This window comes from Pseudomonas sp. (genome assembly GCF_035554175.1).
Taxonomy (GTDB): Bacteria; Pseudomonadota; Gammaproteobacteria; order Pseudomonadales; family Pseudomonadaceae; genus Aquipseudomonas.
The window spans coordinates 1-15,643 of sequence record NZ_DATMIV010000034.1 but is presented as its reverse complement, the minus strand read 5'-3'; the positions used below and the strand labels follow the sequence as shown (position 1 = coordinate 15,643).

Annotated in this window: 15 protein-coding genes and 2 pseudogenes; 11 read left to right on the top strand and 6 right to left on the bottom strand. The window is 60.8% G+C overall.

The annotated features are described in order from the left end of the window. Positions 1-4: 4 nt before the first annotated feature. The 3 genes from VNV36_RS16455 to VNV36_RS16445 form a co-directional block, all read right to left on the bottom strand. The gene (locus VNV36_RS16455; protein WP_325718679.1) at positions 5-2,848 is read right to left on the bottom strand and encodes a class I adenylate cyclase; all 2,844 of its coding nucleotides are present in this window, start codon (positions 2,846-2,848) and stop codon (positions 5-7) included. Positions 2,849-3,030: 182 nt separating this feature from the next. Next, on the bottom strand, positions 3,031-3,276 hold the full coding sequence (locus VNV36_RS16450) for a TIGR02647 family protein (protein ID WP_325718678.1): 246 nt from the start codon (positions 3,274-3,276) through the stop codon (positions 3,031-3,033). A gap of 251 nt (positions 3,277-3,527) precedes the next feature. Beyond that, on the bottom strand, positions 3,528-3,812 hold the full coding sequence (locus VNV36_RS16445) for a hypothetical protein (protein ID WP_325718677.1): 285 nt from the start codon (positions 3,810-3,812) through the stop codon (positions 3,528-3,530). 123 nt (positions 3,813-3,935) lie between these two features. Here VNV36_RS16445 and VNV36_RS16440 point away from each other — a divergent pair, with 123 nt between their 5' ends. Continuing rightward, on the top strand, positions 3,936-4,595 hold the full coding sequence (locus VNV36_RS16440; RefSeq protein ID WP_325718676.1) for a glutathione S-transferase family protein: 660 nt from the start codon (positions 3,936-3,938) through the stop codon (positions 4,593-4,595). A 92-nt stretch (positions 4,596-4,687) separates the two neighbouring features. On the opposite strand, the gene argH is transcribed toward VNV36_RS16440, so the two are convergent. Beyond that, positions 4,688-6,082, bottom strand: a complete 1,395-nt coding sequence (argH, locus tag VNV36_RS16435) for an argininosuccinate lyase (RefSeq protein ID WP_325718675.1) — start codon at positions 6,080-6,082, stop codon at positions 4,688-4,690. A gap of 331 nt (positions 6,083-6,413) precedes the next feature. Between argH and VNV36_RS16430 the strand changes: the two are divergent. From VNV36_RS16430 to VNV36_RS16395, 8 genes and pseudogenes are all read left to right on the top strand, one after another. After that, positions 6,414-6,554, top strand: a pseudogene (locus tag VNV36_RS16430) (sensor histidine kinase); the annotation flags it as partial. Then, positions 6,551-7,297: a LytR/AlgR family response regulator transcription factor gene (locus tag VNV36_RS16425; RefSeq protein ID WP_325718674.1), complete on the top strand. Its 747-nt coding sequence runs from the start codon at positions 6,551-6,553 to the stop codon at positions 7,295-7,297. The pseudogene VNV36_RS16430 and the gene VNV36_RS16425, both read left to right, overlap by 4 nt. Positions 7,298-7,435: 138 nt before the next feature. Next, a complete protein-coding gene (hemC, locus tag VNV36_RS16420) occupies positions 7,436-8,377 on the top strand; it encodes a hydroxymethylbilane synthase (RefSeq protein ID WP_325718673.1) in 942 nt (313 codons plus the stop codon). Next, positions 8,374-9,120: pseudogene (locus tag VNV36_RS16415) on the top strand (uroporphyrinogen-III synthase); the annotation flags it as partial. The gene hemC and the pseudogene VNV36_RS16415, both read left to right, overlap by 4 nt. Before the next feature lie 36 nt (positions 9,121-9,156). Then, positions 9,157-10,299 carry a uroporphyrinogen-III C-methyltransferase gene (locus VNV36_RS16410; protein ID WP_325718731.1) on the top strand — a complete coding sequence of 381 codons (1,143 nt, stop codon included), beginning with the start codon at positions 9,157-9,159 and terminating at the stop codon, positions 10,297-10,299. Continuing rightward, a complete protein-coding gene (locus VNV36_RS16405; protein ID WP_325718672.1) occupies positions 10,296-11,534 on the top strand; it encodes a heme biosynthesis protein HemY in 1,239 nt (412 codons plus the stop codon). The genes VNV36_RS16410 and VNV36_RS16405 overlap by 4 nt, the downstream gene beginning before the upstream one ends. Before the next feature lie 218 nt (positions 11,535-11,752). Beyond that, on the top strand, positions 11,753-12,304 hold the full coding sequence (locus tag VNV36_RS16400) for a disulfide bond formation protein B (protein WP_325718671.1): 552 nt from the start codon (positions 11,753-11,755) through the stop codon (positions 12,302-12,304). A 182-nt stretch (positions 12,305-12,486) separates the two neighbouring features. Further along, complete coding sequence (locus VNV36_RS16395; protein ID WP_039757408.1) at positions 12,487-12,945, top strand: Rsd/AlgQ family anti-sigma factor; 459 nt, start codon at positions 12,487-12,489, stop codon at positions 12,943-12,945. A 56-nt stretch (positions 12,946-13,001) separates the two neighbouring features. On the opposite strand, the gene VNV36_RS16390 is transcribed toward VNV36_RS16395, so the two are convergent. After that, on the bottom strand, positions 13,002-13,667 hold the full coding sequence (locus VNV36_RS16390) for an FKBP-type peptidyl-prolyl cis-trans isomerase (RefSeq protein WP_325718670.1): 666 nt from the start codon (positions 13,665-13,667) through the stop codon (positions 13,002-13,004). Between the two features lie 192 nt (positions 13,668-13,859). On the opposite strand from VNV36_RS16390, the gene VNV36_RS16385 reads away from it, so the two are divergent. Beyond that, positions 13,860-15,050 (top strand): AlgP family protein, encoded by a 1,191-nt coding sequence (locus VNV36_RS16385; protein WP_325718669.1) that lies wholly within the window; start codon positions 13,860-13,862, stop codon positions 15,048-15,050. Here VNV36_RS16385 and VNV36_RS16380 read toward each other — a convergent pair. After that, positions 15,047-15,508 carry a TIGR02444 family protein gene (locus tag VNV36_RS16380; protein ID WP_325718668.1) on the bottom strand — a complete coding sequence of 154 codons (462 nt, stop codon included), beginning with the start codon at positions 15,506-15,508 and terminating at the stop codon, positions 15,047-15,049. The genes VNV36_RS16385 and VNV36_RS16380 overlap by 4 nt on opposite strands. Before the next feature lie 50 nt (positions 15,509-15,558). Between VNV36_RS16380 and VNV36_RS25830 the strand changes: the two genes are divergently transcribed. Then, on the top strand, positions 15,559-15,643 hold an 85-nt coding region (locus VNV36_RS25830), incomplete at its 3' end, for a hypothetical protein (RefSeq protein ID WP_414705525.1).

Here is a 15,643-nt window from a genome sequence, read left to right as displayed (position 1 = left end):
CGCTTCAAACCTGTTCGAGCGCTTCATTCAACGAGCGCTCCAGGTCTGCCTTGTAGCGCAGATACAGATTGCTTGAACTGTGCCCGTCACCGAGCAGACCCGACAGGTCGAGGTCGGTGATGTAGCAGCGATAACGCTCGGTCTCGCGGCGCTGCTCGACGATCTCCCGGGCGACCACGCTGAACAACTGGTCGCCATGCTCCAGCTCGCTGAATTCCCGCTGATTGCAATACAGGGTGACCTGCACTTCACCGGGCGCGGCTTTGCCAATGATCGCCTGCACGTCGTAGAACGGCTTGTTGACCGGAGTTTGCGGCGCCGGCCTGGGTTCGACCCTGCGCGAGCGTCCCGGGCCTGACGGCAACAGCTGGTAATACAAAGTTTCAGTGGTCCCCGCAGGGCCACCGTCCATTGGCAATCGCGCTTCACGCCGATATTGGATCGATTGCAGAAAACGCTGCAACGGCACCAGCAGACTTTGCTCGTCGTGGTACGGCAGGTGCTGTTGCCAAAAGGCATTGAATTCATCCAGCACGTACAACTCGGCCTGCTGTTCGCTGATCCGGTAGAACACCTGGATGCACTCCGGCTGACCCATCGGCAGGATCAGCGCCAGATCGTGATCCTCAAGTGCCATCGGATCGAGATGCAGCGGGCTGTAGCGCGGTTGTTCTTCGCCCAGATAATCGAGCAGTGCCGGCAGTGTGGCGAGGGCGACATGGTTGACCTGGCCCGGCACCAGCTCCAGGACGTGATAATGCTGCTGCACCTGGATCAGGTAGCGATGGTTCAATTCACTGAGCAACAGAGTCTGCGCGGTGTCGACGATTTCTTCGACGCGGCGGGCAATGAATTGCGCGCGGTTGTGGCAGAAGCAGCGCACTTTCAGCGACGGTTGCGTGGCGCCACGTGGCAAGTTGTTGAGGTAATCGCGCAGGCAGTCGAGCAGCGCGTGAGGACCATCGAAGCGATTGACCAGCACCTCGTTCCAGCTGTTGAGCGTGACCTGATCCACGGTCAGCACCAGATTTTCGCGCACGCCGGCGTAACTCAATGAATCGGTGCGCTCGGTAGTCATCAGGATGTTCAGATCGCGGTGATGCTTGAGCGGGTCGACGCCGACGTTGATCAGCATCAGCACTTCGCTGGGCACGGCGGCGCGCAGCAACGGTTCTTCGGCCACGGTGGGCAAGGGCAAGGCGATGCACTGCTGCAGGCTGCCGAGCAGATTGAACAGCTCGAATTCGCTCAGATCGCTGGTGCCCGGGTGCAGGGCCAGACGGGTGCTGCTGTCGATAACGCCGTTGCGGTGGCACCAGGTCAACAGTTCGAGCAGCTCGCGACTGCGCTTGATCGGCGCGAAATGTTCCCACTCCAGCGCCGTCAGGCTGCCGTTGTACAGGCCCCACTGGGTTTGCCCCGGCTCCTTTTTGTTCGGCGACTGCACCAGGGTGAGGGTGTCTTCGGCCAGGTCCGGGGCAATGCCGGGGTTGATGAACTCGACCTTGTCGGCCTTGCGTTCGAAGGCCGCATACAGGCGCCGGCCGAGGACGTTGAGGTCGCGCTTGTTGATCAGGCTGACCGTCTGTTCGCTGCGAGCGAACTGGGTCAGAAAGCGATAGCTGTAATTGAGTTCGTTGACCAGTGCGCGACGTTCGGCGCTGACCTGGCGCACTTTCCACTGACTGCGACTGTCAAGCAGCGCCAGTTGTCGCTGATCCCAGTGCCATTCGCCGGCCAGGCGTTCGAGCAGTGCGCGCTGCCAACCCTGGCTGCGGCTGTTGCCGGTGAGTTTGCGGTTGACCTTGAGGTAGAGCGCGCGGCGCACCAGCTCCAGGCGTTCCGGTTCGTTGCGGGCGATGAGGTATTCCTCGATACGCCGGTACACGACCATGTACGGATCCAGCTCATCGAGCTCGAGCTGATTGGCGAACACGGCCTTCTTGAAGCGCAGGCTCAGGCACTGCACGTGCGGGTGTTCGCTGGCGTACACCTCGGTCAGCAGCAGTTTGAGCACGGACTTGTAGGGCGACTCGATGCCCTTGAACAACTGCCACAACCCGGCGCCGATGAACTCGCCCGGGGGGATCGTCGCGATCGGCCCGAGATCGAGGGTTTCGTCGGCGCGAATAAAGCGTTTGGATAACAGGGTGTTGGTGTAAGCGTCGTAGGCGGTTTCTTCGTAAACCGGCACCAGCCACCAGATCGGCGTGCGCCCGGCCAGCCAGATCGCGGTGCGGTAGAACTCGTCGAGCAGCAGATAGTGCTGAGTGCTGCCGCAGTTTTCCGAACTGAGCCGGGCATCACGTTCCCCTTTGACGAAACGTACCGGGTCGATCAGAAAGAAATGCGCTTCGGCGCCCTGGCTTGCGGCCCAGCTTTCCAGCAACTGACACTTTTTGTTCAGCTCGCTGAGCTCGCTTTCGCTCAGACCCGGCGCGTGGCAGACCCACACGTCCATGTCGCTCTGGTCGGCCTGGGCCAGCGTGCCGAGGCTGCCCATCAGAAACAGACCGTGAATCGGTCGCGGCGGGTTGCTGCCGTGGCGCGGTTTGTAAGAGAACGAGCGGGTCAGGCGCTGTGCTTCGGCGAGCACGTTGGCGTCCGGCTCATAATTCGACAAGCCGGCCGGCGTACTCCCCGAGACATAGCCGGGCAGCAATGGGTGATTGACGTGGAAGAACAACGGCAACAGCGTCAGCACGCTTTGCTGGCGGGGCGACAAGCCTTCGAGCGCACGGCCCAAGCGGCCTTCATTGAGTTGGAGAAAACGTGCGCGAAGTTGACTGAGTACCTTGCGGTCGATGCCTTCGTCCAGGTCGGGGCGGATTTCGTGGGTGCGCGTCATATCAGCTCAAACCGGCTTGCAGGCTCGGACGTAGAGGGTCTCGGAATCGCCGCAGTTTAGCCTCTGCGCAGCAGGACGTTTAAGCTGAATTTGTTTTTTGACGTCAGATTTCTATCCGGCACAAGCGGACAGGCCCGCGGAAATCCCGTGGCAGGAGTTCCCGTGGGCAAAGTCAGGGTAAATCAGGCGGTTTCCTGCTCTCGCAGAATAGTCAGTACGGTCTGCACGTTTTGCGCGGCATCGCGACCGAGGCTGGTCAGATAACCGCCATCGGGCTGGTCGGTAAGTTCTTTTTCGAAGAGGCGCCGGGCCGCATCGATGTGTTTCGGGGCAGCGGTCTGATGAATTTTCAGACCTTCCTGGGAACTGTCCAGGTTGAAGAGTGCGAGGACTTCCAGTTCGGCAACCAACTCAGGGGTAAGCGACATAAGGACTCCAGACTTTCTAGGAATTGGACGACAGCGCCCCTAAGGTGAACCCGCCGGTGCGGCATGTCCAGTGCTCAGATCAGGGGATTTTGTCTTCAGGCGAATTCCAGTGTAGCCGGGCGGCGGCGGATGGCTGGATGGATGCCTACCTTGTGGGAGCGAGCCTGCTCGCGAATGCGGTGTGTCATTGAACGCTGTTTTTGCTGATGTACCGCTTTCGCGAGCAGGCTCGCTCCCACAGAGTGATGGGGTTACTGCTTTTCCGGGGGCAGCTCTGGCAGTGCGCGCAATGCCGCTTCGTACCACACAGTGTCGAACGGGCGGTCTTCATCGAGCATCGCGTCAATCTCGAAGGCCAGCACGTGGGCCATCAGGTTGAGGATCTCTTCGCGCTCCATGCCGACCAGGGTCAGCTTGTTCAACATCGCCTTGGCCGCCGGCGGGTTGTTGCTTTCAATCTGGTTCTCGATCGCTTGGATCAGCGTCGCCTCGGCGAATTCTTCTTCATCGGTGTCGATATCTGTCGGCTCGCTCATGGCAGGCTCCTCAAGGAAAGGCGCCAGTTTACCCGCATTCAGCGGCGTGATGCTGCTGGCGGGAAACGCCGCCGCGATCTATAAACAGGCACTGCCCACCCCGCACGGCCTGGAGGCTCTGTGATGTTCAAGCTCTACGGATTTGCTGTCAGCAACTACTACAACATGGTCAAACTGGCGCTGCTGGAAAAAGGTCTGCCTTTCGAAGAGGTGACGTTCTATCCAACGCAAACTCCGGAATCACTGGCCATCAGCCCGCGCGGCAAGGTCCCGGTGCTGGGCGTCGACGCCGGTTACATCAACGAAACCGCGATCATCCTCGAATACCTCGAACAATCAGAAAAGGGTACGCCGCTCCTGCCCAGCGATCCATTCGAGCGCGCGCAGGTATTGGCGATTGCCAAGGAGATCGAGTTGTACATCGAGTTGCCCGGGCGTGCCTGTTACGGCGAGGCGTTTTTCGGTATGACGTTGCCTGAGGCGATCAAGGAAAAAACCCGTACCGAATTGCTGCTGGGTTTCGCCGCGCTGGGGCGTCACGGCAAGTTTGCCCCTTATGTGGCGGGTGACAGCCTGAGCATTGCCGATCTGTATTTCCTCTACAGCGTGCCGTTGGCCTGTGCGGTCGGGCAGAAGCTGTTCGGGATCGATTTGCTCGCCGAGATGCCAGAGGCGAAAGCGCTGCTGGAACGGCTTGAGCACAATCCCAATGTGCAGAAGATTGCGGCGGACAAGGATGCGGCGATGCCGGCGTTTTTGGCGATGATTGCTGCCAGGAAGTGAGGTTTGTTTCGTCCGCATTCGCGAGCAGGCTCACTCCCACATTGGAATGCGTTCCTTTGTGGGAGCGAGCCTGCTCGCGAAGCTTTTAACTTCTAGCGGCTGGCGATCAATGCCTGACCGCGCGCCACAGCTGCCTTGACCTGCGCCGGCGCAGTACCGCCGATATGGTCGCGGGCATTCACCGAGCCTTCGAGGGTCAACACCGCAAACACATCCTGCTCAATCTGGTCGCTGAACTGGCGCAGTTCTTCCAGACTCATCTCCGCCAGATCCTTGCCGGTGTCGACACCATATTTCACCGCATGGCCCACGATCTCGTGGCAATCACGGAACGGCAGGCCGCGGCGCACCAGATAATCCGCCAGATCGGTCGCGGTGGAGAAACCGCGCAGCGCCGCTTCACGCATGATTGCGTGTTTCGGTTTGATCGCCGGGATCATGTCGGCAAAGGCCCGCAGCGAGTCGCGCAGGGTGTCGGCGGCGTCGAACAGCGGCTCCTTGTCTTCCTGGTTGTCCTTGTTGTAGGCCAGCGGCTGGCCCTTCATCAGGGTCAGCAGACCCATCAGCGCGCCGAAGACACGGCCGGTCTTGCCGCGTACCAATTCCGGCACGTCGGGGTTTTTCTTTTGCGGCATGATCGAACTACCGGTGCAGAAACGGTCCGGCAGATCGATGAACTGGAACTGCGCGCTGGTCCAGAGCACCAGCTCTTCGGAGAAACGCGACAGGTGCATCATCGCGATGCTGGCTGCGGAGCAGAATTCGATTGCAAAGTCGCGATCGGAGACGTTGTCCAGCGAGTTGCCGCCAACGGCGTCGAATCCCAGCAATTGCGCCGTGTATTGGCGGTCGATCGGGTAGGTGGTGCCGGCCAGTGCGGCGCTGCCCAGCGGCATGCGGTTGGCGCGCTTGCGGCAGTCGACCAGACGCTCGTAGTCGCGGCTGAGCATTTCGAACCAGGCCAGCATGTGATGGCCGAAGGTCACCGGCTGTGCGGTCTGCAGGTGAGTGAAACCCGGCATGATGCTCGCGGCCTCTCGCTCGGCCTGCTCCAGCAGGCCTTTTTGCAGGCGGGTGATCTCGGCGAGGATCAGGTCGATCTCGTCGCGCAGCCACAAGCGGATGTCGGTGGCCACCTGATCGTTGCGGCTGCGCCCGGTATGGAGTTTCTTGCCGGTGATGCCGATGCGATCGGTCAGGCGGGCTTCGATGTTCATGTGCACGTCTTCGAGGTCGACGCGCCAGTCGAACTGACCGGCTTCGATTTCGCCCTGAATGGTGTTCAGGCCGTCAATAATGCTGTCGCGCTCGGCATCGGTCAGCACGCCGACCTTGGCCAGCATGGTGGCGTGGGCGATCGAGCCCATGATGTCGTGGCGATACAGGCGCTGGTCGAAAGTGACGGAGGCGGTGAAGCGGGCGACGAAGGCGTCGACGGGTTCACTGAAGCGGCCGCCCCAGGACTGATTGGTCTTGTCAGTGCTCATGAATTCGCTCGTATCGGCTTGAAGAAATGGCGTGAAACGCTGGCGCGGATAATAACAGGGTTGCCAATCCTGTCGCTGACACCGGTCGATAGGTTTTTTCCCCGACATGTCAGCTTCGGCGACGCTGTCAGCAAAGAATTTGCGAAAGGATATTTTTTGATTGAGCAATATCGTTCCGACGAACGTCTACAGTGGACATGAGGGTCGGTGCGAATGTGCATCATGCAAGGGTTTGACCACCGACTATAAGAAGAGGGGGCGGGTGAGTTGGCGATAATTCAACCACCGTGAGAAACGCGGGAAACAGCGGGCTCTGAGCAGTACGACCCGGACGCTGGCAAATATTGCTGGCCGACGTACGGCACTTTTTGGCGCTCGGGCTAGTCTTAGCGTGGATCGCGGTGACGGACGTCACTCCACCTGTCTACGCTATCCTTGTGCGAGACTCACGCAGGAATCCAGCGCAATATGAATGTCCTGATCGTTGATGACGAACCCCTGGCTCGCGAGCGCCTAAGCCGTACGGTGAGCGAGCTCGAGGGTTATACAGTCCTGGAGCCCAGTGCCACGAATGGCGAGGAGGCGTTAGCGCTGATCGACAGCCACAAGCCGGATATCGTGCTGCTCGATATCCGCATGCCGGGCCTCGATGGCCTGCAGGTCGCTGCCCGACTGTGCGAACGAGAAATGCCGCCGGCCGTGGTGTTTTGCACCAGTCCCGATGAATTTGCCGTGGAAGCCCTGCAGGCCAGCGCCGTGGGCTATGTGGTGAAACCCGTGCGAACCGAACATTTGAATGAAGCCCTGAAGCGCGCTGAGCGTCCCAATCGGGTGCAACTCTCGGCCCTGACCCGTCCCGCTGCCGAAAGTGGCAACGGACCCCGCAGCCACATCAGTGCGCGCACCCGCAAAGGCATCGAGCTGATACCGCTGGATCAGGTGGTCTATTTCATTGCCGACCATAAATACGTCACCCTGCGGCACGAGACCGGCGAGGTGCTGCTCGACGAGCCCCTCAAGGCCCTGGAAGACGAATTTGGCGAGCGCTTCGTGCGCATCCACCGCAACGCGCTGGTCGCCCGCGACCGCATCGAGCGATTGCAGCGCACACCGCTGGGGCATTTTCAGTTGTTCCTCAAAGGCCTTAATGGCGATGCGCTGATTGTCAGTCGTCGGCATGTGGCGGGTGTGCGCAAGATGATGCAGGGGCTTTGACCCGGTCTTCACCGGGGCTTTTCACTTCTTTTACCCGGCATGGCAGGCCAGGGAGGCCACGCCGTTTTCTGATTCAAGTCAAAGTGGATTTGACTGAGCTGTTATTATCCGCCGTATCTATTCAGTACGGATTGCTCCATGTCCCCTCGCGAAATCCGCATCGCCACCCGTAAGAGTGCGCTGGCCCTCTGGCAGGCCGAATACGTCAAAGCCCGTCTTGAGGCGGCCCACCCGGGCTTGCTGGTGTCACTGGTACCCATGGTCAGTCGTGGCGACAAGCTGCTCGACTCGCCGTTGTCGAAGATTGGTGGCAAGGGCTTGTTCGTCAAAGAGCTGGAAACCGCGCTGCTGGAAAATGAAGCCGACATCGCCGTTCATTCGATGAAAGACGTGCCGATGGACTTCCCGCAAGGCCTGGGTCTGTTCTGCATCTGTGAACGCGAAGACCCGCGCGATGCTTTCGTCTCCAACACCTACGCCAGCCTTGAAACCCTGCCTGTCGGGGCCATTGTCGGCACCTCCAGCCTGCGGCGTCAGACCCAGTTGCTGACGCGCCGCCCGGATCTGCAGATCCGTTTCCTGCGTGGCAACGTCAACACCCGCCTGGCCAAGCTCGATGCCGGCGAATACGACGCGATCATTCTCGCAGCGGCCGGTCTGATCCGCCTCGGTTTCGAAGATCGCATCACCTCGGCGATCAGTGTCGATGACAGTCTGCCGGCCGGTGGCCAGGGCGCAGTCGGCATCGAATGCCGCAGCGCCGACAGTGAAATCCATGCCTTGCTCGCGCCTTTGCATCACGCCGATACCGCTGCGCGCGTGAGCGCCGAACGCGCACTCAACAAACATTTGAACGGTGGCTGCCAGGTGCCGATCGCCTGCTACGCCGTGCTCGAAGGCGAGCAGTTGTGGTTGCGTGGTCTGGTCGGTGAACCAAGCGGTGGCAAGCTGCTCAGCGCCGAGGCGCGAGCGCCGCGCGCCGACGCCGAAGCCTTGGGCGTGCAGGTCGCCGAAGATCTGCTCAAGCAGGGCGCCGACGACATACTCAAAGCGGTGTATGGCGAGGCGGGTCACGAGTGACGGCCTGGCGCCTGCTGTTGACGCGCCCCGCGGATGACTGTGCGGCGCTTGCCGAACAGTTGGCCGGGCAGGGGATTTTCAGCAGTAGTCTGCCGCTTCTGGACATTGTGCCGCTGCCAGTCTCTGACACTATTCGTCAGGCGATCGCTCGACTGCCCGCTTGCAGCGCAGTGATTGTGGTCAGCAAGCCGGCGGCGCGGATCGCGGTGGAACTGCTCAAGTCCGAAGGCATTGCGCCGTTGACCATGCCGTGGTTCAGCGTCGGCGCGGCGACTGCGGAGATTCTTCGCGGTCATGGCCTCGACGTGAGCTTTCCGGCGGATGGCGACGATAGTGAAGCCTTGCTGCAATTGCCGCGTCTGCGCGAGGCAGTCAGCCAGCCCGGCGCGCAGGTGTTGATCCTGCGCGGCGAGGGCGGGCGTGAACTGCTCGCCGAGCGTCTGCGTGAGCTGGGTGCTAGTGTCGAGTATCTGGAGTTATATCGGCGTGACCTGCCAGCCTATCCGCTGAATGAGCTGTCACAGCGGATCGAAGCGGAACGCCTGAACGGGCTGGTGGTCAGCAGTGGACAGGGTTTCGAGCACCTGCGGCAGATGGCCGGCGCTGCGTGGCCGGACATTGCGCAGTTGCCGTTGTTTGTTCCAAGCCCCAGGGTCGCCGAGCTGGCACGTGCCGCCGGGGCTCAAACAGTTGTGGATTGCCGCGGCGCGAGTGCCGCGGCTTTGCTGACGGCGTTACGGCAATTGCCGGTGCCGTTTTCTAATGCAAAGGATGGATACGTGAGCGAAACAGCCTTGCCAAAAGATGACGTCCAGCCTGCGCTCGATGCTCAGGTTGAAACTCCAGCACCGATTCAGGAGCCGCGCCGAGGCAATGGATTGGTGATTGTCGCCCTGCTGCTTGGCGCTGCCGGTGTCGCCATGGGTGGCTGGGGTATCTGGCAGGTGCGCCACCTGCAGAACAACACACAGCAGCAATCGAGCCAGGTGCAGGCGTTGAACGATCAGGCGCAGAACCTCAAGCTCAACGAGCAGCGTCTGACCGAGCGCCTTGCGCAGTTGCCGGGCGCTGATGAACTTGCCGAGCGCCAGCGCCTGGTGACGCAATTGCAGGGTGATCAGCAGCGCCTCAATCAACGTCTGGAGACCGTCCTCGGTGCCAGCCGCAAGGACTGGCGTCTGGCCGAGGCCGAGCACTTGCTGCGTCTGGCCAGCCTGCGTTTGTCGGCATTGCAGGACATCAGCAGTGCCCAGGCGCTGGTGCAGGGTGCCGACGAAATCCTTCGTGAACAAAACGATCCGGGCTCCTTTGCCGCTCGCGAGCAAGTGGCAAAAACCCTGGTCGCCTTGCGCAGCACCGAACAGCCGGATCGCACCGGGCTGTTCCTGCGCCTCGGCGCGCTGCGCGATCAGGTCATCGACCTCACCGAGCTGGCGCCCGAGTACAAGGATCGTGGCGAGTCGCTGCTGGGCCTGACCGCTGACGGCGATGGCGCCAGTCGCTGGGCGCAATGGTGGGACAAGGTTTCGCGTTATATCCGCATCGATTTCAATGCTGACAAAAACGTCAAGCCGCTGCTGGCCGGGCAAAGCCTGAGCCAGGTGCGTCTGGCCCTGAGTCTGGCGCTGGAGCAGGCACAGTGGGCGGCGCTCAATGGTCAGGCGCCGGTTTACACCCAGGCCTTGGCCGAGGCGCGTGATGTGCTCAAGGGCAATTTCAACCCGGACAACCCGCAAAGCAAAATCATGCTGGAGCAGGTCGGCGAGCTGAGCAAGGAGCCGGTCACCGTCAAAACCCCCGATCTGACCGGGACCCTGAGTGCGGTGCAGGCGTATCTGGAGCGGCGTAACGTCAATGCCGAAGAATCGGTGAAACCATTCGCCAAACCGGCCGCCAATGCGGCGCAGGAGGCGACCCCATGAAGCGCCTCTATGTAATCGTGTTTCTGGTTATCGCCGCGACGGCAGCGCTGGGCCTGGCGATCGCCGAGCATTCCGGTTACGTGCTGGTGGCGTACAAGAGTTTCCGCTACGAGTCGAGCCTGTGGGCGACGCTGGCAGTGATCGCGGTGTTGTGGCTGCTGTTCTGGGGCATCAAGGTTCTGGTCGAGTTGGTGATGGCGTCCACCGGCGTGGTCAATCCCTGGTCGCGACGCAATCGCAGTCGGCGCGTGCAAGTGGCGATTGAACACGGTCAACTGGATCTGGCTGAAGGTCGCTGGGCCAGCGCGCAGCGGCATTTGACCCGCGCCGCTGAAGCCGAGCGCCAGCCCCTGCTTTATTACCTCGGCGCGGCACGTGCAGCGAATGAGCAAGGTCACTATGAAGAAAGCGACCGCTTGCTCGAACGTGCGCTGGAGCGTCAGCCGCAGGCCGAACTGGCGATTGCCTTGAGTCACGCTCAACTGCAGACCGATCGTGGCGATACCGACGGCGCATTGGTGACGTTGCAAGCGATGCATGAGCGGCATCCGCGCAGCGCGCAGACGTTGCGTCAACTGCAGCGTCTGTATCAGCAGCGTGGCGAGTGGTCGGCGGTGATCCGTCTGTTGCCGGAACTGCGCAAGGACAAGGTGCTGCCGCCGGCAGAACTGGCTGAACTGGAACGTCGCGCCTGGGGTGAAAACCTGTCGCTGGCCGCGCATCGCGAAGAAGACGGCACGGTGGGGCTGCAGTCGCTCAAGCGTGCGTGGGAACAGCTGACATCGGCGCAGCGGCAGGAGCCGCCATTGGTGCTGGCCTATGCCGAACAATTGCGTCAATTGGGTGCTCAGGTCGAGGCTGAAGAAGTGCTGCGCACGGCGATCAAGCGCAGATACGACAGCCATCTTGCGCGTTTGTATGGCCTGGTTCGGGGCAATGATCCCGCGCGTCAGTTGCAAACTGCCGAAGGCTGGCTCAAGGAGCACCCGGCCGATCCAAGCCTGCTGCTCACGCTGGGGCGGTTGTGTCTGCAAACCAGTCTGTGGGGCAAGGCCCGCGACTATCTGGAAAGCAGTCTGCGCGTGCAGCGCAACCCTGAGGCCTGTGCGGAACTGGCGCGGCTGCTCGCCCAGCTTGGCGATACCGAACGCAGCAATCAATTGTTCCAAGAGGGGCTGGGATTGCTGGATGAACGCCTGTTGGCCGCGCCTTTGCCGGTGCCGACGACCGTCTGAAGTGCCGAGGGAGGTTGCTCCCTCGCGAACTTTCGGTGAATCAATATTCCGCTTCTTGGGGCAGTTGAGGCATTGTCCTACAACACGCTTCACCGATTCCTCTCGAGCCTGTCGGGTTTTCCCTACACCTCTGGTGAACTGTCGGCAGGCCCTCGCCTTGAAAGGCTGACACGCTTTCCTCTACCGTAACTGTCTGTCTCTACTGTTACGGAAAAGCCATGTCGTTGGCCTGCTCACGCTCCTTGTTCTTCATGGCTTTCATTGCGGGGGCCTTTGCTCTGGGAGCTTCCTATTACCTTGAATACGCGATCGGTCTTACGCCTTGCAGCCTGTGCCTGGTGCAGCGGTTGTTCCTGACGTTGCTGTGCATCGTCTGTGGCGTGGCAGCGGTGCATGGCCCCAAGCGCGTTGGCTTGTGGTGGTACTGGCTGTTCGCGCTGGGTGCGAGTCTGGGCGGGACCACGGCTGCCTGGCGCCAGGTATTGATCCAGAGTGACTCCATGCTGCAACTGGTCAAATGCACGCCGGCGGTGGAGACCTTCTTCAGCGGCTTGCCGTGGATATGCGCCTTGCAACGAATGTTTGACGGTGGCGCCGATTGCGCGGAAATTTCCTGGACGCTGTTCGACCTGAGCATTCCGGAATGGAGCCTGCTGTTTTTTGTCGGCGTGTCGATTCTTGCGATTTATCAATTGCTGCGTGTGATCTGGAGCGCACTGCAACGACCGGTCAGCGACGAAGCGTCGCATCACGCACTGGTCAGGGATTAAACACTTGTATGAACTTTATCTCCTGCGTACCTTGAAGCCATAGGCGTGCGGGCATAATCTGGCCGGCACGTGTCATTGGATTTATGTTGCTCGATGACGCTCTGCCCGATCGTTTCCCAGTCAAAACCGGAACAGGGATGCAGGTGTAGAGCAGCATGACCCACAAGGGAAGAGAGATCGCCATGCTCGAAAGTTGTCAGAATGCTCAGGAACGTTGGGGTGGGGTTCATCTGCTGATCGACCGCTGGTTGCAGGAGCGTGAAGAGCTGATCGGTGCTTACGACAAGCTCGGTGCGCAGCCTGATTCGCTGTCCGAAAGCCGCAAGCCCTTGCTGGAATTCTGTGGAGTGCTGGTCGATTACGTGTCGGCGGGTCATTTCGAAATCTATGAACAGCTGACCGGCGAAGCCAAGGCTTTCAACGACAAGCGCGGCCTGGAACTGGCCGAGACGATCTACCCGCGCATCGATGTCATCACCGAGAAGCTGCTCGCCTTTAATGATCTGTGCGATGAAGGCAAATGTGTTGCGGAGAAATTCAAGGAGCTCGGCGGCTTGTTGCATGAACGCTTCGAGCTTGAAGATTGCCTGATCGAAGTGCTGCATACGGCACACAAGGCAGAAGATCCGGTTCAGGCCTGATCCACAATCCCCATCAAAACGGTGCGCCACGAAGCGCACCGTTTTTTTATGCCTGATCAGCTCGCCGCGCCACGCAATTCCACTTCGAACACCAGCGGGGTAAACGGCGCAATCAGGTCGCCGGCACCGTCGGCGCCATACGCCTGATCCGATGGAATCACCAGTCGCCATTTTGCGCCTACCGGCATGTTCTGCAACGCGGTTCGCCAACCGGCGATCACGCTGTCGAGGTTGAACCATTGCGGCTGACTGTTCTGATCGAACACGGTGCCGTCGGGCAACTTGCCGACATACAGCACCTGCACTTTTCCATCGGGGCCTGCCTTGGCGCCGGAGCCCGGAACGAGTTCGGTCAGCAGGATGCCATCAGCCAATTCCTTCACACCCGGTTTGGCTTTTTCCGCACTGAGAAAGCGTTGCTCGTTTTCCATCGCGGCGTCGCTCGACTGCCGTGATGCCTGCTCGGCATTTCGCGATTCGTGGTCGGCCAGGATCTGTTCGATGCGCGCTTCACTCAGCGCCAGTGGCTTGCCCTGATACGCCTGTTGCAGGCCATCGATCAGCGCTTGAATCTGCAATTGCGGCACCTCTTGACGCAGCCGTTCGCCAAGGCTGGCGCCGAGGCTGTAAGCCAGGTCATGAGCATCATTGGCGGTGTTTTTTTCATCAGCATGGGCCGCCGAAAAAAACACGCTGAGGAACAAAAAAAGGTAACGCGACATGGGCACTCTCCGACCTGAGATGCGGGGGATTATGCCAGCGCGAACGTCTGTATCGGTGAACTGCTTTTGTATCCGCGCAGAACATTTCGGCTTCGGTGCAACGCAACGGTTGCGATACTGTCAACATGCCCTAGCGGCGGTATCAGCAGAGGTCTAGTATGAGCCGCACTCACGTCAGCCAGGAGGTAAACCATGTCGGCCACCAAGAAGCCTGTAAATACTCCGTTGCACTTGCTCCAACAACTGTCGGGCAGCCTGCTCGAGCATTTGGAAAACGCTTGCTCGCAAGCCTTGGCTGATGCTGAAAAACTGCTCGCCAAGCTGGAAAAGCAGCGTGGCAAGGCGCAGGAAAAACTGCACAAGTCGCGCACCAAACTGCAGGACGCCGCCACTGCCGGCAAAGCCAAGGCGCAGAACAAGGCCAAGGCTTCGGTGAAAGAACTCGAAGACTTGCTCGACGCATTGAAAGATCGTCAATCCGAAACCCGCAGCTACATTCTGCAACTCAAGCGCGATGCTCAGGAAAGCCTGAAACTGGCCCAGGGTGTTGGCCGTGTTCAGGAGGCAGTGGGCAAAGTACTGTCGTCGCGTTCGGCCAAGCCGGTAGCCGCACCGGCGAAAAAAGTCGCTGCGAAACCTGCTGCAGGCAATGCCCCGGCGAAGACTGCTGCGGCCAAACCTGCTGCTGCGAAAACCACCGCCAAGCCAGCGGCCAAGGCGCCGGTAAAAGTAGCTGCCAAACCACTGGCGAAAACTGCTGCGAAGAAACCGGCTGCGACGAGCGCGGCTAAACCGGCGGCTAAAGCCACGGCAGCCAAACCTGCCGCAGCCAGGCCAGCAGCGAAAGCTACCGCTACCAAAGCTGCCGCAAAACCGGCCGCGAGCAAAGCTGCACCGGCGACGACCGCAGCCGCCAAACCTGCGACCAAAGCGGCGGCAAAACCAGCAGCAAAAGCCGTTGCCAAAACCGCCACTGCGAAGCCTGCTGCCAAGACTGCCGCTAAGCCAGCCACCGCCAAACCTGCTGCGAAAGTGGCGGTAAAACCAGCTGCCAAACCAGCTCCAGCATCCGCAGCAAAACCTGCGGCAAAAACCTCCGCGAAACCGGCCGCCAAGCCAGCTGCGAAACCCGCTGCAGCCAAGCCTGCTGCGGCGAAACCAGCGTCCAGGCCAGCCGCAAAACCAGCGGTGAAAAAGCCGGCCGCTGCCAAACCAGCCGCTGCCAAATCGGCTGCCGCTCCAGCTGCCAAGCCCGCCGCTCCGGCAACCCCGGCTGCGCCAGCTGCATCGACGCCGTCGTCCGCCACGCACTCGACACCATCGACTGCGCCAGCGCCAGCCGCTTCGTCGAGCGCAAACAGCACGCCAACCAGCGCTTCCTAAGTGCCGTTTGCCGCGACGCGCAGCACTTGCAGCGCGTCGCGGTTCAGGCTGGCCGCGCTGCCGGTCAACGCCTCAAGCCAGGTCGCCGAACCTGCATCGTTTCGCGCCCATTGCTGCGCCACCCCTTCCAGCCGTGACAGCAAGGTTCGCTCAGCTTCAAGTTCGAGTGATTTGATCTGTTCGCGCATGCCTGCCACGACCGCATCATCGACGGCCCGCGCTTTCCATTGCATGCGCAGGGTTCGCAGCGGCTGTACCACTTCGATATCCCACGGGTCGGTCAGCGCCTTGAGCAGGCGCACGCGCTGTTCATCGCAGGCCACCGCGCGCTGCTCCAGCCACAAACCGCACAGCAGCAGGCAGACATTGGCGCCCGCCGTTTGCAGTTGCAGGCAGGCATTTTCCACGCCCGGTCGGGCGTAGACATTCAGGGCAAAGCTCCACAGGTCAGAGGACATCGTGCTACTCGCGCCAGTTGTGAGCGAAGCTGGTAGACTCCGCCGCCATTATGATCCGACTTCAGAACCTGACTTTACAGCGTGGCCCGCAACGTCTGCTAGAAGACGCCGAGCTGACCCTGCACGCCGGCCACA